Origin of the sequence: Spirosoma sp. (genome assembly GCF_026391055.1) — a bacterium.
Taxonomy (GTDB): domain Bacteria; phylum Bacteroidota; class Bacteroidia; order Cytophagales; family Spirosomataceae; genus Spirosoma.
In genome coordinates this window covers 838,974-858,309 of record NZ_JAPLET010000022.1, presented here as the reverse complement: position 1 = coordinate 858,309, position 19,336 = coordinate 838,974, and the positions used below count along the sequence as shown (strand labels likewise).

Below are 19,336 nucleotides of genomic sequence, written 5' to 3'. Positions count from 1 at the left end.
CGAAAGTGGGACAGCACGGCTCACCAGACCGCGACACCCTACACAGGGCGAGCGGTTGGTTGATGCCAGAAACGCGCAGGAGCGGGCCTTATTTGTTGAACCGGCGCACGGGACCGGTTAGCTCGGGATTGTAGGGCGAGCCCATCAGGCTGGCCGGCAGGGGCCACCACTGGTCAGAGGCCGCGCAGTAAACGGCGTCACGGGGCTGGAGACGTTCACCGGCCTGCAGCAGCCGGTAGATGCCCTTTTTAGTCGGGATTTGGGGTAAAATGGGGGCAAAATCGGGTGTTTTTACTGGAGTTTCGTCGTTTTTCATGCCGGTGAGTAGGGATTAGAATTGCAAAAATTGGGCCTAATGAATTGATAACCAAACGGCTAAAAAAGCGGCCGTCTACCCACTGAATTCAGTTTTCGGCCCGTTTTGACATCCATTTTAGGGCATTTGGGCTTAAAATCAGGCAATTAAGGGTGAAATATGGCAAAAAGCGTGTGCACCTGGCGCTCTGCCCCCCAATGCCACGCACTGAGCTGATATGCAATTGCAAAAAGAGAGTCCCCTGCATATATGAAAAGGGCCTGCTTGATGAAGCAGGCCCGGAATGTAAACCAACAAAGGAACGTGCATCAACCCATCAGCTGCTGACAAAGACTGCATCGAAGGCCTCCTGACTTTCGAACTGGTGGAACACGTGCGCCCCGATCAACAGCGTATCGATCCCATCCGAGAAGTGGGTAGTGGTGCGCTGATCGATCTCGGTTTTCTTCTCGTCAGCTTTGTCCTTCTCAAAGCCCCGTCCTCCCTGTTTGATCTGGGCCTGCTGCATCGAGATGCGCGTGTACTGGGTATTGTTGCGGTTAAAGCTCACGTCGAATATCTTCTCGTCACCTCCCGTCAAGCATCTGCCCCACATCTCATAGCGCTGCATAGGGGAGAGCGTATGGCCCAGATAGATCATGTTCACATCCCAACCCTCCGCCCGGAGCACGTCAGCAAAGTCATCGGCATAGCTGATATCCATCGAGGCGTTGGTGAAGATGGTGGTGTGATCATAGAAGTAGCGCACTTCTTTGGTGGGGTGGTGTTTATAATACTCACAGAACGCTTTGGCCGCATCCTTTACCTTCTTGGGATAGCCCACATAGATCTCATTCAGCACCCGATACTTACGCCCATTGGGCTGACCCACGAGCATGGGGGTGATGGAGGAGCCGTAGTCACCCCCGATATCCAGGGGACGCCATTTGTCGACGTCGGCATCTTTTCGGGAGTCCGCGTACTGGCCCTGGCCAAACTCAAACTGATCGATAAAGCCATAATCATACGCATCGGTAAAGTGATGTTCGTCCAGATCAGGATAGAACGCATTTTCCGATAAGAACGGGCGCTGGTTGAGAATAGCCGTCCGGAAGATAAACGGAGGCAGCTGCTTTCTGAGACGGGCAATGTTCTTGATGCCAAAGCCGTGCACGTTGTCCAGGGTGGAGGCCTCCGAGAAATAAATCGTATTGGCCCGGATGGCGTCCCACTGGGCTTGCCGGCGGGCGATTTCCTGGAGAATCTGGGGCCGCTTTTTCGGGTTTTTTAGCAGCTTGTCGTACAGATCGAAAATAACGGCCCGGATGCTGAGCAGCGACTTGACGCGGTCGTGGCCGAGCTGTGCCGTCTGCTCGATCATGCGCTTTTCCTGCTCCAGGATCCACATCGCTGCCTTGGTGGTGGGCATGTCGGTGCAGAACAGCAGGGAGTGGAACTCAGGGATGCCCCCAAAGTAGCGTTCATCCCCCCGGTTGGTCATCAGCAGCTCGTTGTCGAGCTTTGGCTTGTTTAAAAATTTAGCTTCGTCCCCGATGATCCAGTGGACGGTCTTACCATTTGAAGAGCCAGGCCGGTCCTGAGAGACCATACTGGCCACGGCCCCGTTTTTAAAGAAAATACAGTGATCCGACGTGACGGGCCCCACGATAGGCTGGGGGATGTTAAGCTTAGCCGGTGGTCGCTCCCGGATCCAGAAGTCGCGGCCCCGCACCATGCCCATCTGCTCCCAGCCCTTGATGACCGGCGGCAGGGTTCGTTCGAGAAGTTGCATGTAGGTAGCGCCGACAAAACACCCGTGCGCCCGGGGCATAACCTCGACGTTACGGAAACTCCTGGGTGCGATCAGGCCTTCACTTTTGCCCGTTCCCCGTCCCCAGACGGCGTACTCTTCGTTGGCGCCCACCAGCATCGAACGCATCTGGGGTTTGTTGTAATGACGCTCAATGACCTCCACATCACTGGAGAGCTTCTGCACATCGTGCTCGACGTGCGCCAGGCGCGTGGCCAGCGCCAGATCGTCGGTTATGAGCTCGGTCAAATCAAGCCGATCAGGCGGCTGGTTGGTCTGTGACATCGGTAAAGTCGTCAAAGGGATTCTCCGCTTTCTTTTTATCGTAGTTCGTTATCTCCTCAATCATGCTGTCGAGGGCTTCCTGAGACATGGGAATGGCTCCCAGTTGCACTGGATTGAAGTTGATGACGTTGATGATCGTCTTGTTTTCGACGGTTTCCGCCGTTTTGTCGGCTCCCAGCACACTGGCCAGGTTCTTTTGGGCAGAGGCAACCGCCCGAAAGTCTTTGGCAAGGCCCGCCTTGCGAATCGTTTCTTTTATCCCTGCAATCAGCATGATCTTTTCCCAGGCCAGTTCGGGCTGCTCAACAGCCCCAAAAAAACGGCGCATATCGCGCAGGGTGCGCCGGGCGGTTCGCTCACTGAGGTCGGGGTACTGCACGCGCAGCAGTTTGATGAGCTGCGGGTCCGACTTATAGCGGTTTTTGGGCATGGTGACCATGGCGTAGAGCCAGTTCCAGCGGCCGATCTGCTCGAAAAGGGGAGCGGGCAGCTTGATTTTCCGGGGATCGTCCTCCTCCCGCTCGTCGTTGTACCACTTGACGATCAGATCGAACTTGTCATCCCAGCGGCCTGGGTCGTTATCATTGAGGAGCGTCAGTTGTTTGCTCATAGCGGTGGGGCAGTTGGGGAAAGAACAGCCAGGTGGGTATCGATGCCATGCAGCTCCTGGAGAAAGCCTTCGAGCTTGGAAAGGTATTTGCGTTGCCGGTTGGGCGCAAGTGGCTGAGCTAGCAGGGCCGTGTATTTGGTCACGTAGGTGCGCAGGGTGTTGCGCCGGCGCAGCAGCAGCTCGGGGGCTTCGAGCTCGGGGGCTAGGCTGGCCTGTTCGGGCAGAAAGCCGTTTTGCTCGAAAAAATGCTTCCTGCCGTAAATACCGTCCAGCTCATCCTTGATGGCCAGGATCCGGAAGGCCATTTGTTTGAGTTCTTCCGATTTGGTAACGCCCCCGTTGAGCAGTGTACGCATGCGCTCTTTGAGAATGGTGCGCTCATCCATCAGCAGACCGCCCCCGTCCAGCTGGGTAATTAAACTGACGGGATAGCTTTCTTTCAGGGCTTTCTCATCAGCCTGCAGGCTGAGCAGTTTGTCTGAAAGGGCGGTGGTCAGCTTTTCGCGGTTGTAGTCGTCTTCACCCGTTTTGAGCAGGGTCAGCAAAAAGCCCCCCCCGATCAGGCGCTCATAGAGCACAACCCCTTCGTTGTAGACGGGTCGCTGGAGCCAGGCGGTAAGCAGGTCAATGGGAGAGTTCATAATGGAGATTGGACCTAACACAAATGAAGCCCGGCAAGGCCGGGCTTCTTTGCCACACTACACAAAATGCCAGTTGCCTGGTAAAAAATTAAATGGTAACGCGCAGATAAGGCACCTGCTCGGGGAAGCCCAGCAGGTAGGTTGCCTCATCGGCCGAGAGGTGAGCCAGATCGAACAGGCGGTTCTCGAAATAGATCGGCATGGATGCCGCTAGCTCAAGCCCCACGATGTCGAACGCCGGAGCCGCCTCCGGCTGGGGAGCGGCATCGGGCGATTTGGGAGGCTTCGCCATCAGGTTGCGGCCACCAGCGGAATGGCAGCTGCGTACCGGTAGATATAGGGCAGATACCCCATTACCTCAATCTCGGTACCAATGCCCCGGCCGCTGACAGTGCCGGTTTTAAAGTTTGGCGAAACGGTCATGAAGAACTGCCCGTTACCTAGCTGCAGCACCTTGCCGTTGGCCAGGGGAACGAGCAGAATAATCTTGTCGTTTTTGATGTTGTTGATAAACAACAGGGCGTCGTCGGTCAGACCCGGGTAGAACAGTTTAAGCACCGGTTTAAAGCTTTTTCCGTCTGCCTCCCCGTTGGAGCCAAAGTCCAGATCGGACATGTCCTGGGTGGTATACATGGGGATAAACTTCTTGCCCTGCTTCATGACGAAGGGCGTCGTCATCACGTAGGGGTTGGCCCCTTCCGTGGTGGCCGCTGCGGGATAGGTGCCGATGTGAGAAACAGGCGCGAAGTACACCGTCTGCTGGGTACCACCCATGTTCACATCTTCTCCATCCGGCGCGGTTAATTCTTTGTAATCCATTTAGGGAAAAGCAGTTAAAGGGTTGTCGAATGATCAGCGCAATCAAATCGGAAAGGATTACTTTCCTTTTTTGGCCACTTTTTTCAAGTTGCCACAGCCATCGGCCACCAGGGCGGCTGCCAGGTCCGGATTTTCTTTAAGCACCTGGTGCGTTACCTCCTGATTCTGGTAGAGGAATTCAGTCACCAGCTCGTAGGTATCCTCACCTACTTTCAGGGTAGGCAGCTTACTGCCGGCTTCCTGTTTTTCGCTCAGCTTGCCCTTCAGCTCGGTGACCACCTTAACGGCCTCGGCCAAATCGTTTTCGGCTTTGACTTTCTCGGCCGTGAGCGTTTCCACCTGTTTGGTCAGGCTGGCAATCAGTTTTTGATCGTCGGTTAGTTCCGCCATGATCGATGTTGGGGTTGTAAAATTTGGTAACTGCCTGGCTGGCAGTTACCAAATTTGTCGATTAGAGAAAAAGAATGAGGGTAGGTGCTGGCTTACGCCTGGTCGTTGACGAACAGGATCTCCAGATCGGCAATCTGGTAGGCCAGAATCATCTGCATTTTGCAGCTGTAGCCGTGAATGTTGGGAATCATTGGCCCGATGCCCGTTAGATCCGATACCAGGTCTGTACCCATGTACAGGTTCTGGTTGATATCGGCAATCAGGCGCTTGGAGCCCGACATCCAGGACGCTGGCTTGAGGATGAATTTGCCATCCGAGCCCAGAATCGACTTACCGATGATTTTGCCCGCGTTCTGCACGTCGAGGAATGAGGTGCCGTTCTGGAATTTAGCCAGGGCGCTCATGTTGTAGTTGTCGTAGGTACCCTGCGAGCAGCGGATGATACCGCCGGCCGCCCGGATTTCTTCGGGCAACGACAAATAGAAGTTAGTTACCTTGTCGAAGGTGTTGGTGGCGTCCAGCGTGCCGGTGGCAATCTTGTTGCGGGTAGGCAGGCCTGCGTACTCCTCGGCGATAATCACGCCCAGCCCTTTGGTGATCGAGCTGTTGTTGACCTTGAGCCACTTGGCCGGGTGAGTAACTGGCGTCTGAGCCGCCGTGGTGGCCACGATGCAGGAATAGTACGAGCGGTCGGTGAACAGCATCCGGGCACCTACCGTGTAGGAAACGGATGGGTCATAAGCGGGAACACCTTGCCCATCAACACCCATATACGAGTTGTTGTTGATTTCGGCCTTTTGCTTTTTGATCTGCTCATCCCAGAAGTACTGGGCAAAGCCACCCGGATAATCTTTGGCATTAGCACGAAGCTGCTCGCTGAGGAACGTCTTGCGCAGCTCCTCAGGAACCACTTTCAGGATCTTCATGCCGGTGCGGGGCTCGATGTTCCGCTTGGAGAACACGCCCGATGTGCCGTCCGGCTCGGTGACGTCCGGATCGTAAGGACGAAGGCCGTCGTTTGCCTTGTATTTAGGCAGAATACGGGCGGAGGTCAGGTTGGTGATCAGGTTCAGATCGTTGGCAATGTCGAGGTCAGTGAAGATCGACGTGCGGATCCGGGATTCGTACTGGCCCGCGTAGTTGTTAATCGCGGTAATGTCGTTTTGAGGTGTTGCCACGGCAGGGTAAACGGTTAAGTGTTAAGAGTTACGAGGGAGAAGAGGGCTTGGAAAAGGCAGCAGGCTTATTTGCCGCCCGCCATGCCTTGTTTGAGATCCTTCAGCATCTGATCAGTTTCGCTGAGGGCCGTTTCACCCGCGCTCGAAATGCTTTCTTCCGCTTTAGGGACCGTAGAGCCCATCGTGCCAGGCTGCTTGCCCAGGCGTTCGATCTCGGCCTGTTGGGTCGTGATGGTGGTGTTGGCGGTGGTCAGCTGGGTCTGGAGCGTCTGAGCGGCCGTAAAATCAGCCTGGCTGACAACGCCGATGTTGTAGCCCTCAGCGGTAAGCTCTGCATTGATGGCGTCGATCTGAGCGGCTGTGATGTCAGCTGCTGCCACGCCTTTTACTGCCGCCAGAGCGGGCAGTTTGGTAAATCCAAACATGGGGTCGTTTTGGTTTTGGGTTGAAGATTGGTCAGGAGTGCCGGAACCTGTCTGGGCAGGCGTTGGCTGTATATCGCCCAATGCGGGGGCGGCCGTTTCGGCCCCAACGGGAGCCGGATTTTCCACAGAAATGGAGGTGACTACTTCCGAGCGCACCGCTGAAGCCGAGGCAGGAGCCTGGCTCTTTTTGGCGTTGTGCAGCTGGGAAACCCGCTCGATGGCGGTACTGAGGTTGCCGAACCCATCAATGAGGCCCAGCTGGAGCGCTTTACTGGCGTAAAAAAGACCACCTTCAAAGACGTCGTCGGCGGAGCCCTTCTTGCCATTCTTCAGCCGGGCACCCCGTCCCTGCTCGACGGCTTCCCGGAACAGATCAGCCGCCTGGTTGAGGTCTTCCCGCAAAAGGGTGTCGTCGCCGGCCAGCGCATCGCGGAAGGGTTTGTTTTTCTGGCCCGAGCGGTCAGAGTAGACCGAGATGAGTTTAATGCCCTTCAGCTCGCGCTCTTTGGTGCGGTCTTCAAACTGCACAAACACGCCGATGGAGCCTACCTGGTCGGACTTCTGAGTCGCGTAGATATCGTCCGAACCACAGGCCAGCCAGTAGGCCGCTGAGGCCATCAGGCCTTCATTGATGACCGATACGGTGGGTTTGGCCGGATTGCGCAGGGCATCGTAGAGGGTAGGCGTGCCCGAGAGCTGGCCACCCGGGGAATCGATCAGACAGACAATGCCGATGATCTTCTCATTGGCGTAGGCCTGGTCGAGTAATTTGCAGTAATCCTCTGTGCCCACCGAGCAGCAGGTGCTCTCCTTAAAGATCGCGCCCCGGATATCGAGGACGAATACGGAATTATCGGGCAGTTCGGGATCGTCTAAGCTGTAGCGCGTTTGGGGGGCTGAGCCAGTATCAGTAGTGGCCGAGAGGGCAAAACCAATCTTGGCAAGGGGGTCAGCTTCCTGGTCATCGTCATCCTCTTCAAGGAGTTGCTTGGTCGGCAGATTGCCGGCCAGGTACGAATTAATATAGGGGATGTGGGCTTCGGCATACGTTGGCTCAATCAGCCAGGTGCCGCGCATAAAGCTAGAGATTGTGCGAAATTGCCGATTCATGGATGCAAAGGAGCACGGGACTAATCAGGCCAGCCGCGACACCCTACACACCCTAAAAAAATCGACGCTGCCAGTTGAGGGCAGCGTCGATTTAGGAGCGGTATAGGAATAGAAGGGGGGTAATTAGCTACCCAGGCAGCGTTGGTGAAAAACGAATAAAGTAGGCATCGGTAAGTTTGATAAGGTATCTATCACGTAAGATTGAGACGAAATAGGCAATGGCTGCGGGGAGTAACCGCGACACCCTGCACCAGCTCATAAAAAAACCGATCCGGCAGGGCAGGATCAGTTTAAAGATTACACTAAAATGAAAAAACCACCGAAAATTATTGTCCAGTTAGTAAAGGAGGTATTTGGGTCAAATTGCCCGAAAAGGTCAGAAGAGCGCCACGCTGGCCACCTGCCTGCGCATCGATGGTAAACTTATAGGCAAAACTGAGGCCTTCGGTCAGCGTTCCCAGCCGTCGCCACAGGCCAACATTGTCCTGGCATTCGACAATGAAGGTATGCCGGCTCATCTGGAGAAGGGTCCGGCGCTGATCGGCCGAATCACCGGGCAGAAACAGACTTGTCGAGACGGCCCACAAGGGACCATTATCGGTTTCCGATTCACCCTCATTATAATCTTTTGTCTGCTCGGTACCGTAGATGTTTATCCAGGTAAAACCGGATTTCAGGGTGAGGGGAGGAGCATTCATCGGACCACTGGTGGCCGGGGTGGGCAGGCTTTGCACCCCCACCACCGGCACACACCGGAGCTTGTAGCCTCCGGCGATATTGTTTCCACCAGCAAAGGTCATGTCCGTCATGGCGCAAAGAAATCCGCTGCGCCTGCCTTTGCCCGCGACACCCTGCACAAAAATTAACCCAAGGGGGTCAATCTGCGGTTTTCAGGGGGCGCTGGAGGGGGAGGGATAGTTCGGCAATTTGGGCAAGGGGCATAACAGGAGGGACATTTGGCCGGCTCTTTGGCTTGCCCGGCAACCAGGTTTTCCGGTATCGACACTGAACTAAATCCCGGATCGATTTTAGCAGCATACTGAACCGGATCGCCTGGTTGAGCGCCGATTTGGTTGACCAGCTTAAGGCATTTATCGAGTTGGATCTGCCGGGTTTTACAGCGATCGGGAAACGTATCCGCCAACTGGGTTTGGTCATGATACTCCAGGGTGGTGATGGCCTGCATGACCTCTAAGGTTAACCGTAACTCCTCAAGTAGTTCGTTCATAAAGCAAGAAAGAAGTAGGTCGTTAGCGCATCCACTTCTCAAAAATCTCTTCAACCGACTTTTCGGGTTCTGCCAAACAGGCCTTGCTGAAGGCTACCATATCCTCGACTGAGTAGTTGCCCCGTGGATCGTTAGACGCCAGCATCTTGCCCTCTTTGGTATACACCTCCAGAATAGTTCTAACCGGACTAAGGGCTTCTTTGCCGGATCCCCGTTTAGATAAATCCGTTACGATTAGTTCTTGAACTTTTATCATAGTGTACTTAATTAACTGCTATCCAGTGGGACCAATGGTGTAGGTAGTCAGGCATAAAATTACAGACCCAGCTGCGGGGCGTCGATTTCCACTCGCCGGCCTCTGTCTGAAAGATGCACGACCGGAAGAGATTGGGATGCTTTTTGCGGTAATCGTAGCGAAATCCCAGCTTAGAAACGAAGCTGATCAGCACGGCCGCTGCGAGCAGATAGATCAGGATAAACCCGGCTAGAAACACAATAAAGCCCATCAGGGTAAACAGGCGCATGACCAGCAGCGAAGCGTCAAAAAGGGTCATTTCCGTTTTTGGGTATAGGCTTCTTTGGCGATAATACGGTCGCGGGCAGCGTTATAGCCTTTGTTCTTTTGGCCCGACCGTCGCGAGGGTTTTTGCGCAGATACCGGATTCCAGCCAACAGGTTTAGCCAGTTCCTTTAGCTCAAGAAACGTGGCCCGACTCTTTTGTAAATTTTTTGATAGCTCGTTGCTGGCTAATTCAAGGGCATGCGCCTGGTTGAGAAAGTGGTAATGAGCGCTTAGCAGGGCACCTGTTGGGTGACCCCCAATGATCATAACATCCTGGAACGTTCGGCGGGGTAAAACAGGTCGGTCGTCAATGGTTTCCTCCAATCCGTCCCAAAAGCCCCTCAGAGCTGGCGGTTCAATGTGGATCCGCTGGGGAGGTCCGATCGCATGCTCCGGAAACACGCACAGGGTTAGCGTCATTGCCTCACGCATGGCCAGAGTCTTGAGTTCAAGAATTACTTCATCAGCCGGCTCCCGCAGGCCGATCATAAGGGGAGAAGGAGATTCAAGTAGCATCAGGCGGCCAGACTAACGGGTACAAAGGCGAACTGCTGCGTTAGCTGGGGCGCAAAGCCGTGGGAGCCCGTGCCCCGCCGGTAACGCAGATACATCTGCTTGAGAGCTGCTTCCGAATAATCCTCTTCCGAGAAATCGTAATGATCACAAAAGGCCTTAATGCGGACCATGGGCGGGGTCTTGGGAGCCTGCTGGCAGAAGAGGACAAGCTCATTTTGAATCATGTGGTCGACCATGTTGGAGAAGACCAGTAGCTCGGGATGATTCAGCAGTGTCCGCTGGCGAGTTGGATGGAATTCATAAATGCCGATCCCTAGTTTGGCGGTAAAGGCTTCGGGCTGGGCGTGCCGGGTCGCCTTATTGCGCGAGGGACTTCTTGAGAGGTAGATCATCTCCGCCTGGGCCATGGCCCACAGCATCAGGCCAGCGCCCGGGGCGGTGGGCACAGCCAGCATCGGTTGAGGATAGCCAGCCTGGTCATGCAGTTTAGTCCGGATGAATTTTTGGACACGCGGCAATACCGGTAGCTCGAAGAGAACGGGGTCCTGGAAAAGCATATAAGTTAAGTTACGGAGAGTATTAGGGTTCGAAATTAATAGATTTAATGCCCTCTTTTATTAACCTATAGGTCGTCAAAACCACCAAATGAATAAATGTAATACCGTTAAAAAGGAATAGGTAAAACTACTGTCATGTTTCTTGAGTAAGCGGTTAGTAAGTGAAATTATGTAGATTCGTCTTTCCCCATTTCTACATTTTATGAAAGCAATTTTATCTCTTTGTTTAGGGCTAATTTTTTGTGGGTGTTCAACAACCCAGGAGAATAAAAATCTGAAAGTTGATAGCAAGTCAGGCTATAAAGATCTGAGCTTTCAGTCGTCGAGTCAGCCGCTTACCCAGAAAGGAAATTTCGTTTTGGCCAAAACGAATTCCTGTAAAACAATAAGCGAGTTTGAATGTGTCCAGGGTCCTTACATGTCACTGGGCTCGATAAAGTTTGATAAACTCATATTGACCTACACCCAGGATAGCTTGAGTCAAGTTGTCCTCTTTAAGGGATATGACGAAGATAAGTGGCTAATGCTGGCCAAGTCAATGCGGGAAGAGTATGGAGAACCTACTGAGATAGATCAAAAAAAATTGGGGGGTTCACTACTAACGGTCCTTAAATGGAGCGGGAATAAGACTTATGTGAGTCTGGAGGGTATTGCGACCGGGGCAATTATCTTGTCAATGAATACTGTTAGCGGTTTGAACCGAAAATTTGATCTGGAAGAGAGTTGTCGCCAACAGGAACAGCAAAAGGTTAAAGCTGACTTGTAACTTTTAGGTCAAAAAACGCCCGATCGGTGACGGTCGGGCGTTTTGCATTAGCGTGATTTCAGCGTTTTCTTTCGCTGCTGCATCACCTTACTGGCCGCCAGCTCACCAGCTACCCGACGCTCATCTGGCCGGCCGTATACCTCCAGGCCTTTATCTGATTTTCGGCCCAGAAGCACCTTGATCGAATCCGTGCTAAGGAGCAGGGTGTTAAAACACCAGTCAGTAAACGTCTTACGGCCGGCCTTACTCGAAAGATCTGACGGAAGATTCAACTCGGCCGCCACTAGCTTTAGCCAGGTGTTGAACTTGGCCAGGGACGTCAGGGGAAGTTTTTCCCAGCCACCGTATTTGTCGACGATGGTTTTCACTTCCTCGAACTGGGGTACGCGCTGACTGACTTCGGTTTTAATCCGGTCCTTGATCATCCACAGATCACCATCGACACCCTTCCGGAGTGCCGTCTTGTGCTTTTTAACAAAGTCCAGCAGATCCCCGTAATGAAAGCCACACCGGCATAAAATAATAAACACATCCGCTGCCTGCTGGATGTGTTTATTATTAAACTGGTGCCCACGCAACCGTTGGAATTCATCTTCCGTTAGAAAGACCGGATCGTCGTAGGTGGCATTTTTAATGCGCAGGCCTTCGAGGGGATTTGAATCAGAGAGTTTGTGAAGTTTCGCCCACACCAGTACGTTCTTGATGGTCTGGGTATGCTTAACAATGTAGGAGTCGGCGTGGCCAATTTTACCACCCTCCAGTTTAATTTGTTTCATCCAGACGCGGTAGCGTTTCACCCAGCTTAAATCAAAATCCTCCACCAGCAGATCCAGGGCCTTCTGGCTGATGAGAAAGTCAATCAGTTTTTTGCGGACGTTGTCGTACACCTCCAGACTCGAGTCTTTCAGGGAGCGCTCCGGATCCTTTTCGCTGTCCTTCAGATATAGCTCGAACGCTGATAACAGTGATACCGTTTCACTGCCGCCCATGTAGGCCCGCCGGATTTTTGCGGCCGTAATTTTTTCCTTTCGCCGGAACAAATCGTTGAAGATGGCCCGCAGCTGGTTACGCATGATGTCGAGCTGCTCGTTTTTGAAAAATGACTCCGGATCGGACTCCGTGATTTGCTGGCCATCCCAGTGATCGTGCCAGGTTGTAATGCCTGTACTACCCAGGTCAATTCGTTCTCCGCCGATTGTGATGCGGCAATAAATTTGAACTTTGCCTTTTTGCCGGCTCTGGCGTCGCCAGAAGCTAATTTCCATTCGTTTAATGTTCATTTCGCTACCGATTTAGTGGTAGCGCTGGTAAGTGGATGATAGGGGAGGAGATTAAAGCACGGTTAAAAAAACCTCCAAATTTTACTGGGCGGTAAGTAGCTGGCCGTACTATTACGAAGTTGACAGGCTTGCCACAGTTCAGTCGTGCACAACAGGAATGGTGCGTCACCACGAATCAGGGTGCGTCACCAGGTTTGTCAATTTTCTAGGAAAGCAACGCTTACAGGTGAAAAAAGGGCATAAAAAAAGCCCGAAACGGGTTTGTTTCGGGCACCTGGTCACATAGGAAGGTTATTTTGCAGAGAGAGAGGGATTCGAACCCCCGGACCTGTTACAGTCAGTGGTTTTCAAGACCACCGCAATCGACCACTCTGCCATCTCTCTTTCTTGGGTGCAAATATACGAACGTTTTGAGATTTGTCAACCTTTTAGGTCCCATTTCAGTCAAAAACCGTAATTTTGGGCATTCTTCAATGAAGGATTGAGTACGGTACGGAACGCCCCAAAATAGGTCTGCACCCGCTGACCCGTTCCCTAATTTGCTCAGTCACAATTCGCTAACATGGACGCAACCGAATCGCTACCCTCGCTTGAAACTGCCCGCAAACTGGGCCTGCTGCCCGAAGAATTTGACCGCATTGCCGAAATTTTAGGGCGTCGGCCAAATTTTACAGAACTGAGTATCTTCTCGGTGATGTGGTCGGAACACTGTTCCTATAAAAACTCCATTGTTTGGCTTAAAACGCTCCCTCGCGACTCGGACCGGATGCTGGCCAAAGCCGGAGAAGAAAATGCGGGCCTTGTCGATATTGGCGACGGACTGGCCTGTTCGTTCAAGATTGAGTCGCATAACCACCCGTCGGCGCTGGAACCCTACCAGGGCGCGGCAACGGGCGTTGGTGGAATCAACCGCGATATATTTACGATGGGCGCGCGGCCCATTGCCCAGTTGAACTCACTCCGATTTGGCGACCTGACATTGCCCAAAACCCGGCGTCTGTTGCGCGGTGTTGTAAAAGGTATCGGCGATTATGGGAATGCTTTCGGTATTCCAACCGTTGGTGGCGAATTGTACTTCGATGAGTGCTACAATACCAATCCGCTGGTTAACGCATTTTCGGCGGGCATCGTTGAGGTAGGTAAATCGGCGAAAGCAACTAGTTATGGTGTGGGTAATCCCGTATTCATCGTTGGCTCCGCAACGGGCAAAGACGGAATACACGGGGCTACGTTTGCATCGGAAGATATTTCGGCCGCATCGACCGATAAACTTCCGGCCGTACAGGTTGGCGATCCGTTCATGGAGAAACTTCTGCTCGAAGCCAGCCTTGAAATTATTGAAACGGGCTACGTAATCGGTATTCAGGATATGGGTGCCGCCGGGATCATCTGCTCGACCTCCGAAATGAGCGCGAAGGGTGAACACGGTATGATTATTGACCTCGATAAAGTGCCCACCCGTCAACCCAACATGGCCCCGTTCGAGATTCTGCTGTCGGAGTCGCAGGAGCGGATGCTGGTGGTCATCGAAAAAGGCAAAGAGCATATTATCCAGGGTATTTTCGACAAGTGGGACCTCAACTGCGCCCAGATTGGCGAAGTGACCGCCAAAGGAGAAAACGACCTCGGTCGACTGCATTTCTACCGGAATGGTGAACTCGTCGCCGACGTGCCCGCTTACGACCTTGTGCTTGGGGGCGGTGCACCTATTTACCACCGGGAGTATAAAGAACCTGCTTATATTAAGGAGTTCGCCAAGTTCGACATCGCTGATGTAGACGACATTGAGCGGGAGGATATCCGGGAGATTGCCGAGCACCTGCTGTCGCACCCAAACATCTGCTCGCGCAAGTGGGTGTATGAACAGTACGATTCTATGGTGGGTACGGGCAACCGCAGCACCAACGCACCGTCTGATGCGGCTGTGGTGCGCGTGAAAGGTCCGGGCATTCCGGCAACGGATAAATCCATCGTGATTACCGTCGACTGCAACAGTCGCTATGTGAACGCCAACCCGCGTCAGGGGGCGAAGATTGCCGTTGCCGAAGCCTGCCGTAACATTGTTTGCAGCGGGGGCGAGCCGCTCGCCGTGACTAACAACCTGAACTTCGGAAATCCGTATGTACCAGAAGTGTACTGGCATTTCGTAGAGGCCGTTCAGGGTATGGGCGAAGCCTGCCGCCGGTTCAGCACCCCCGTAACGGGCGGTAACGTGAGTTTCTACAACCAAAGCTCCGACGATGGCCCGGTATTCCCGACGCCAACCATCGGTATGCTCGGTATCATGGAAAATCCAGCTCACCAACTGACGCTCAACTTCAAAAACGAGGGCGATTTGATTTACCTCATCGGGCAGTCGACCAATGATATTGCCTCTTCGGAATACTTGTATTCATACTTGGGCATCAAAGCTTCGCCCGCACCTTATTTCGAGTTCGACGATGAATGGCACGTTCAGGAAGGTATCAAAACCATGAACCGGAACGGCTGGATCCTTTCGGCGCACGATGTATCGGACGGTGGTTTGTTCGTTACCCTGGCCGAGTCGGCAATGGCGGGTAATAAAGGTTTCGAGATCGTATCGGACGACCGGCATCGGCTCGACTCGTTCCTGTTCGGTGAAAGCCAGAGCCGCGTCGTAGTAACGGTATCGCCCGAACATCAAAAGACAGTTGAGGGTTACCTGCACGATACCATCATGCCGTTTATGTTATTAGGAACGGTAACGAGCACATCCCCTGCGTTTGTTGTCGATAATGCGCCGGTGATGACGCTGGCCGAAGCAAAGAATCTGTATGATAATGCATTGGGTAAGATAATGGCATAAGTAGTGTATGGCTGGCGCGGGTTTGAACGGCACGGCAGGGTCACCTGTGCGGTTCAAACCCGCGCCAGCGATTATCCTGCCATTATACTGTCAGCAAACGTCTTCCTTTTAACAGACCAACTTTATTTATACCATGACCATTGATTTAGCTGCGGTTACCCGCGAAATTTGCACCATCGCTATGGATGCCGGTGCTTTTTTGCTTCAGGAGCGAAGCCGGTTTCAGCGCGATGCTATCGAATACAAAGGCCTGAATAACCTCGTTTCGTACGTAGATAAAGAGACCGAAAAGCAACTGGTCGAGAAGCTGAGTAAGCTACTGCCCCAAGCCGGATTTATAACAGAAGAAGGCACCACCGGTCAGGAAGCTGACCAATCGGCCCTGAACTGGATCATCGACCCGCTCGACGGAACCGCCAATTTCATTCATGATCTGCCCGTTTTTTCGGTAAGTATCGGATTGGCGCAGGGGAGTACTCCCATTGCCGGAGTCATTTATGATCCCAACCGCAACGAGTGTTTTTCGGCCTGGCAGGGTGGAGGAGCATTTTGCAACGGGAACCCGATCGCTGTATCGCCCGCTACTCAACTGGGCGAAAGCCTGATTGCTACCGGCTTCCCGTATTACACCTTTGCTCAGATGCAGCCTTATCTACAGATTCTGGAGTCGCTGATGCAGCAAACCCACGGCCTGCGCCGGATGGGCTCTGCCGCTATCGATCTTGCTTATGTAGCCTGTGGCCGTTTTGATGCCTTTTACGAATACAATCTCAACTCGTGGGACATGGCCGCCGGAGTACTACTCGTTCGCGAAGCAGGCGGACTGGTGACTGATTTCGAAGGGGGCGATGCCTTCCTTTTTCGGGGTGATGTGGTGGCTGGTAGTGGCGTTCACACGGAGTTGATTAAGGTGATTCAGAGCTTTTGGTCCTGAAGCACCAGACAGTTTCTGGCTGTCTGACTAAAGCCGATAACGAGTTTACATTTTACTGAACAGTAATTTTACAGACAGCCAAAGGCTATCTGGTACTTCGGGGCCGCATCCCTATTATTCTGCCCCAGCCGGGGCTTCAGCCATTTTGACGTAGTTATTTCGTAAAGCATAATTAGTCTTATGAACGATTTACAAAACCTGAAGTACCCAATTGGTGATTTTACCTATGGTCAGTCGTTTTCGGCTGGGGAGACAGCGCAGCACATCAAGGCGATCAATCAGATGCCCTTTAAGTTGACGGAACTGGTTGGAAAATGGGGTGATGAGCGACTGGATACGCCCTACCGACCCGAAGGCTGGACAATCCGGCAACTGGTACACCACATTGCCGATAGCCACATCAATGCGTACGTTCGCACAAAGCTGGCCCTCACCGAAACCAACCCAACGATTACGCCCTATGAGGAAGGTGAATGGGCTAAATTGCCCGACTCCACCCTCGATATTGCTCCGTCGCTGGTTATTCTGCGAAACCTTCATCGCCGGTGGGTTACCGTGCTGGAGTCGCTTACGGATACTGATCTGGATCGTACCTATTTTCACCCGGGCAGTCAGCGTACATTTGGCCTTCGGGAGGTGATTGCAATGTATGCGTGGCATGGTGAGCACCATTACCAGCATGCTTACCGCCTGGCCGAACGGAACGGATGGCTTGAGAAAAGTGTATAATATAGGAAGTATGAGGTAGATACTACTTGCGGCAATCAAATGGCGTTCATACTACAGCATACCTATACACCATGCAGGAACTCATCATTTTTCTGATTTTTGCTGTCGCGATTGTGTATTTAAGCAACCGGGCGTACCAGAGTTTTTCGGCTAAAAAAGCGGGCTGCGGCAAGGGCTGTGGCTGTGCGACCGATACCCGTGCATCGGTCAGGGCTGCCGAAAAATGAATATTGGATTTTGCGGATAACATTTTTAAAATACGGTTGTTTGTTGAGGAAATGAATACTCAGCGAATCACCGTATTTTTCACTATACTTCTTTTTGTTTTTAGTCTGGAAGCGTGCAAACACGTTCGTCCGGACGCGCCGGTTCAGGAAGAGTTTGAACCCCCAATCACGGAACCCGTATCCTACATGGCCGGGAACCTGACCTTCAATATCCGTGATCTGGAAGCCAAAATAAATAAATCGTTAAAGACCACACTTGTACCGGAAGAGACCTTTGAAGGCCACAAAGGCGAAGCCTGGCGGTTCCGGGTAGACCGAACCGGCCCGGTTCGCATTCGATATGCCAATCGAAAAGTTTATTTCTCTGCTCCGCTGGAGGTCTGGTACACGAACCCTATCGGACTCCGTAAAAGCTCAAAACGCAAGAGTCGTACGCTCTGCGCACTCTCCGTAACGTTTAATAGTCCCGTTGGTGTTGGAACAAGCTGGCGGCTTGCTACTAAATCCAGGTTTGAAAACTACCAATGGCTCCAGGAACCTAAAGTCCAACTGCTGGGAATAAAGGTCAACGTGAAAAGTATTGCCGAAAAAATACTTAACAAACGAAAGGCTGATATAGAGAAGGCTATCGACAAGGCGGTGTATGACGGTTTGCGTCTCGACAGGGAGGTGAGTAAGGTATGGCGGGACATGCAAAATCCGCTGCGAATTGCCAAAGTGCCCGACAATTTCTGGTTGCTTCCCAAACCGTTCAGTATTGCTGTGGCTCCTGTTTATGGCAATGCAACGCAGATAACAGTGCCCATCCAGATTGCTTTTCGGGTAAAAACGCATCTGGGACCCAAGCCAATGGTTGATTCTTTAATCATGCTGCCCCGGTTGCTGCGCCGAAAAAGTCTGCCCGATTCTGCCCGCATTGAAGTGCTGGCCTTCATTCCATACTCGGAGGTGAACACAGTCCTGGCCCGCACACTCGCGAAACAGAAACTGAACCTCGTTGGTGGGCACATCACTATCAAAAGCGCATCGGTATATGGGAGTGGCCGCAAGCTGATTCTGAAAGCAAACGTGGGTGGGAAAGTATCCGGTTCTTTGTTCTTTCACGGCAATCCAGAGTACGATACCCTTACCAACACCCTGCGCATGAATGATGTCGACTTTGACGTCGATACTAAAGAGCGGCTGTTCGCTACCGCAGACTGGCTTTTGCATGATCACCTCCGCGACACCATTCAGGCGGCCATGGTTATTCCACTACGTCAACAGATATCATCCATTCCCGACAAGATCGAAACGGCATTTGCTAAAGCTAAAGTCGGACAGAAGACGGCGCTGAATATTGATACCTTCCGACTGGTGCCTCAGCGAATTGTGATCCGACCCGATGGAGTGCAGCTATTAATCAAGGTGAAATCGAAAGTAGCCGTGAAGGTCAAACGCTTCTAAAGCAGCAACGGGCACGGCGGAAGGAGTTCGTGCTTAGGTTGCCTGCCATCGCCAGAGGTACCGGCTGGCGGTAGTTCGGTACGGTCTCCAGGGCTCTGCAATGCTGAGCAGGACTTTGTACAAGGCTTTACCCGTCAGTCCATTGGTTTGTTCGGGGTAAGCCCGCAGCATCCGCTGACGAATAACCAGATCGTCGATTGGGAAAATATCAGGTCTATCCAGCACAAACATCAGCAGCATCTCGACCGTCCACCGGCCAACCCCTTTAATGGGGAGCAGGTATTGCACAATTTCTTCGTCCGTTAGCGCATCAAGATGTACTCGGTCGATGGGTTTCTCAAGCGAAAACTCCGCTACGCTTTGTAAGTATTTTATCTTCTGAAACGACAAACCGGCACTCCGCAGTTCATCGGTGGTTTTCAGGAGCAGTGCATTCGCCTGAGGGTACTTATCTGGAAACAGCGCCCGGAAGCGGCTGAAGATGGCATCGGCCGCTTTCACCGAAATCTGCTGTGAAACGATGCTTTCGAGCAGCGCCAGATACACATCATCGGCATAGTCGTTAAATAGTTTAGGTGCTGGGGTGTCCGCTATAATGCGGGCCATAACCGGGTCCTGAGCGAGGTGCGTCAGGGCAGAAGAATTGATATCCGTCATCGTTGATGTTGTGTCAGTTTGAACCGGGTAAACGACTGCCCTGA

The 19,336-nt window shown here is 52.7% G+C and carries 23 protein-coding genes and 1 tRNA gene; 6 read left to right on the top strand and 18 right to left on the bottom strand.

The features are described 5' to 3' along the window. Positions 1-88: 88 nt before the first annotated feature. The 15 genes from NT073_RS18800 to NT073_RS18730 all read right to left on the bottom strand — a co-directional run bounded on the left by NT073_RS18800 (position 89) and on the right by NT073_RS18730 (position 10,426). On the bottom strand, positions 89-316 hold the full coding sequence (locus tag NT073_RS18800) for a hypothetical protein (protein WP_297376486.1): 228 nt from the start codon (positions 314-316) through the stop codon (positions 89-91). 316 nt (positions 317-632) lie between these two features. After that, entirely contained in the window at positions 633-2,390 is a 1,758-nt protein-coding gene (locus tag NT073_RS18795; RefSeq protein ID WP_297376484.1) for a hypothetical protein, read from the bottom strand. After that, positions 2,365-3,000: a hypothetical protein gene (locus tag NT073_RS18790; protein WP_297376482.1), complete on the bottom strand. Its 636-nt coding sequence runs from the start codon at positions 2,998-3,000 to the stop codon at positions 2,365-2,367. Before NT073_RS18790 ends, NT073_RS18795 begins: the two co-directional genes overlap by 26 nt. Beyond that, positions 2,997-3,641, bottom strand: a complete 645-nt coding sequence (locus NT073_RS18785; protein ID WP_297376480.1) for a hypothetical protein — start codon at positions 3,639-3,641, stop codon at positions 2,997-2,999. Before NT073_RS18785 ends, NT073_RS18790 begins: the two co-directional genes overlap by 4 nt. Before the next feature lie 88 nt (positions 3,642-3,729). Beyond that, positions 3,730-3,933, bottom strand: a complete 204-nt coding sequence (locus NT073_RS18780; RefSeq protein WP_297376478.1) for a hypothetical protein — start codon at positions 3,931-3,933, stop codon at positions 3,730-3,732. Then, positions 3,933-4,460, bottom strand: a complete 528-nt coding sequence (locus tag NT073_RS18775) for a hypothetical protein (RefSeq protein WP_297376477.1) — start codon at positions 4,458-4,460, stop codon at positions 3,933-3,935. Before NT073_RS18775 ends, NT073_RS18780 begins: the two co-directional genes overlap by 1 nt. Positions 4,461-4,517: 57 nt before the next feature. Beyond that, positions 4,518-4,850: a hypothetical protein gene (locus NT073_RS18770; RefSeq protein ID WP_297376475.1), complete on the bottom strand. Its 333-nt coding sequence runs from the start codon at positions 4,848-4,850 to the stop codon at positions 4,518-4,520. Positions 4,851-4,942: 92 nt separating this feature from the next. Beyond that, positions 4,943-6,028: a hypothetical protein gene (locus NT073_RS18765; protein ID WP_297376473.1), complete on the bottom strand. Its 1,086-nt coding sequence runs from the start codon at positions 6,026-6,028 to the stop codon at positions 4,943-4,945. A gap of 65 nt (positions 6,029-6,093) precedes the next feature. Then, a complete protein-coding gene (locus tag NT073_RS18760; RefSeq protein WP_297376471.1) occupies positions 6,094-7,563 on the bottom strand; it encodes a S49 family peptidase in 1,470 nt (489 codons plus the stop codon). 326 nt (positions 7,564-7,889) lie between these two features. Beyond that, positions 7,890-8,372, bottom strand: coding sequence for a hypothetical protein (locus NT073_RS18755; protein WP_297376469.1), 483 nt, complete (start codon positions 8,370-8,372; stop codon positions 7,890-7,892). A gap of 53 nt (positions 8,373-8,425) precedes the next feature. After that, positions 8,426-8,791, bottom strand: a complete 366-nt coding sequence (locus NT073_RS18750) for a hypothetical protein (RefSeq protein WP_297376467.1) — start codon at positions 8,789-8,791, stop codon at positions 8,426-8,428. Between the two features lie 22 nt (positions 8,792-8,813). Then, positions 8,814-9,047 carry a hypothetical protein gene (locus NT073_RS18745; protein WP_297376465.1) on the bottom strand — a complete coding sequence of 78 codons (234 nt, stop codon included), beginning with the start codon at positions 9,045-9,047 and terminating at the stop codon, positions 8,814-8,816. Positions 9,048-9,054: 7 nt separating this feature from the next. Continuing rightward, positions 9,055-9,345, bottom strand: a complete 291-nt coding sequence (locus NT073_RS18740; protein WP_297376463.1) for a hypothetical protein — start codon at positions 9,343-9,345, stop codon at positions 9,055-9,057. After that, positions 9,342-9,869, bottom strand: a complete 528-nt coding sequence (locus tag NT073_RS18735) for a hypothetical protein (RefSeq protein WP_297376461.1) — start codon at positions 9,867-9,869, stop codon at positions 9,342-9,344. The genes NT073_RS18740 and NT073_RS18735 overlap by 4 nt, the downstream gene beginning before the upstream one ends. Further along, the gene (locus NT073_RS18730) at positions 9,869-10,426 is read right to left on the bottom strand and encodes a hypothetical protein (RefSeq protein ID WP_297376459.1); all 558 of its coding nucleotides are present in this window, start codon (positions 10,424-10,426) and stop codon (positions 9,869-9,871) included. The genes NT073_RS18735 and NT073_RS18730 overlap by 1 nt, the downstream gene beginning before the upstream one ends. Positions 10,427-10,628: 202 nt before the next feature. Between NT073_RS18730 and NT073_RS18725 the strand changes: the two genes are divergently transcribed. Further along, positions 10,629-11,192 (top strand): hypothetical protein, encoded by a 564-nt coding sequence (locus NT073_RS18725; RefSeq protein ID WP_297376457.1) that lies wholly within the window; start codon positions 10,629-10,631, stop codon positions 11,190-11,192. Between the two features lie 47 nt (positions 11,193-11,239). On the opposite strand, the gene NT073_RS18720 is transcribed toward NT073_RS18725, so the two are convergent. Further along, positions 11,240-12,472, bottom strand: coding sequence for a phage integrase SAM-like domain-containing protein (locus NT073_RS18720; protein WP_297376455.1), 1,233 nt, complete (start codon positions 12,470-12,472; stop codon positions 11,240-11,242). Between the two features lie 299 nt (positions 12,473-12,771). Beyond that, positions 12,772-12,856: transfer RNA gene (locus NT073_RS18715), tRNA-Ser, on the bottom strand. Positions 12,857-13,034: 178 nt separating this feature from the next. On the opposite strand from NT073_RS18715, the gene purL reads away from it, so the two are divergent. The 5 genes from purL (at position 13,035) to NT073_RS18690 (ending at position 18,635) form a co-directional block, all read left to right on the top strand. Then, complete coding sequence (purL, locus tag NT073_RS18710; protein WP_297376453.1) at positions 13,035-15,299, top strand: phosphoribosylformylglycinamidine synthase subunit PurL; 2,265 nt, start codon at positions 13,035-13,037, stop codon at positions 15,297-15,299. A 133-nt stretch (positions 15,300-15,432) separates the two neighbouring features. Then, positions 15,433-16,233: an inositol monophosphatase family protein gene (locus NT073_RS18705; protein ID WP_297376451.1), complete on the top strand. Its 801-nt coding sequence runs from the start codon at positions 15,433-15,435 to the stop codon at positions 16,231-16,233. A gap of 180 nt (positions 16,234-16,413) precedes the next feature. Then, positions 16,414-16,962: a YfiT family bacillithiol transferase gene (locus tag NT073_RS18700; protein WP_297376449.1), complete on the top strand. Its 549-nt coding sequence runs from the start codon at positions 16,414-16,416 to the stop codon at positions 16,960-16,962. A 71-nt stretch (positions 16,963-17,033) separates the two neighbouring features. After that, the gene (locus NT073_RS18695) at positions 17,034-17,189 is read left to right on the top strand and encodes a FeoB-associated Cys-rich membrane protein (protein WP_297376447.1); all 156 of its coding nucleotides are present in this window, start codon (positions 17,034-17,036) and stop codon (positions 17,187-17,189) included. 51 nt (positions 17,190-17,240) lie between these two features. Further along, positions 17,241-18,635, top strand: a complete 1,395-nt coding sequence (locus tag NT073_RS18690; RefSeq protein WP_297376445.1) for a DUF4403 family protein — start codon at positions 17,241-17,243, stop codon at positions 18,633-18,635. A 33-nt stretch (positions 18,636-18,668) separates the two neighbouring features. On the opposite strand, the gene NT073_RS18685 is transcribed toward NT073_RS18690, so the two are convergent. Next, on the bottom strand, positions 18,669-19,292 hold the full coding sequence (locus tag NT073_RS18685) for a DNA-3-methyladenine glycosylase 2 family protein (RefSeq protein WP_297376443.1): 624 nt from the start codon (positions 19,290-19,292) through the stop codon (positions 18,669-18,671). Between the last annotated feature and the right edge of the window lie 44 nt (positions 19,293-19,336).

Bases quoted from the DNA above. Each gene is read 5' to 3' on its own strand.
- NT073_RS18800 (WP_297376486.1), bottom strand. From the start codon at position 316: ATGAAAAACGACGAAACTCCAGTAAAAACACCCGATTTTGCCCCCATT.
- NT073_RS18795 (WP_297376484.1), bottom strand. From the start codon at position 2,390: ATGTCACAGACCAACCAGCCGCCTGATCGGCTTGATTTGACCGAGCTC.
- NT073_RS18790 (WP_297376482.1), bottom strand. From the start codon at position 3,000: ATGAGCAAACAACTGACGCTCCTCAATGATAACGACCCAGGCCGCTGG.
- NT073_RS18785 (WP_297376480.1), bottom strand. From the start codon at position 3,641: ATGAACTCTCCCATTGACCTGCTTACCGCCTGGCTCCAGCGACCCGTC.
- NT073_RS18780 (WP_297376478.1), bottom strand. From the start codon at position 3,933: ATGGCGAAGCCTCCCAAATCGCCCGATGCCGCTCCCCAGCCGGAGGCG.
- NT073_RS18775 (WP_297376477.1), bottom strand. From the start codon at position 4,460: ATGGATTACAAAGAATTAACCGCGCCGGATGGAGAAGATGTGAACATG.
- NT073_RS18770 (WP_297376475.1), bottom strand. From the start codon at position 4,850: ATGGCGGAACTAACCGACGATCAAAAACTGATTGCCAGCCTGACCAAA.
- NT073_RS18760 (WP_297376471.1), bottom strand. From the start codon at position 7,563: ATGAATCGGCAATTTCGCACAATCTCTAGCTTTATGCGCGGCACCTGG.
- NT073_RS18755 (WP_297376469.1), bottom strand. From the start codon at position 8,372: ATGACGGACATGACCTTTGCTGGTGGAAACAATATCGCCGGAGGCTAC.
- NT073_RS18750 (WP_297376467.1), bottom strand. From the start codon at position 8,791: ATGAACGAACTACTTGAGGAGTTACGGTTAACCTTAGAGGTCATGCAG.
- NT073_RS18745 (WP_297376465.1), bottom strand. From the start codon at position 9,047: ATGATAAAAGTTCAAGAACTAATCGTAACGGATTTATCTAAACGGGGA.
- NT073_RS18740 (WP_297376463.1), bottom strand. From the start codon at position 9,345: ATGACCCTTTTTGACGCTTCGCTGCTGGTCATGCGCCTGTTTACCCTG.
- NT073_RS18735 (WP_297376461.1), bottom strand. From the start codon at position 9,869: ATGCTACTTGAATCTCCTTCTCCCCTTATGATCGGCCTGCGGGAGCCG.
- NT073_RS18730 (WP_297376459.1), bottom strand. From the start codon at position 10,426: ATGCTTTTCCAGGACCCCGTTCTCTTCGAGCTACCGGTATTGCCGCGT.
- NT073_RS18725 (WP_297376457.1), top strand. From the start codon at position 10,629: ATGAAAGCAATTTTATCTCTTTGTTTAGGGCTAATTTTTTGTGGGTGT.
- NT073_RS18720 (WP_297376455.1), bottom strand. From the start codon at position 12,472: ATGAACATTAAACGAATGGAAATTAGCTTCTGGCGACGCCAGAGCCGG.
- purL (WP_297376453.1), top strand. From the start codon at position 13,035: ATGGACGCAACCGAATCGCTACCCTCGCTTGAAACTGCCCGCAAACTG.
- NT073_RS18705 (WP_297376451.1), top strand. From the start codon at position 15,433: ATGACCATTGATTTAGCTGCGGTTACCCGCGAAATTTGCACCATCGCT.
- NT073_RS18700 (WP_297376449.1), top strand. From the start codon at position 16,414: ATGAACGATTTACAAAACCTGAAGTACCCAATTGGTGATTTTACCTAT.
- NT073_RS18695 (WP_297376447.1), top strand. From the start codon at position 17,034: ATGCAGGAACTCATCATTTTTCTGATTTTTGCTGTCGCGATTGTGTAT.
- NT073_RS18690 (WP_297376445.1), top strand. From the start codon at position 17,241: ATGAATACTCAGCGAATCACCGTATTTTTCACTATACTTCTTTTTGTT.
- NT073_RS18685 (WP_297376443.1), bottom strand. From the start codon at position 19,292: ATGACGGATATCAATTCTTCTGCCCTGACGCACCTCGCTCAGGACCCG.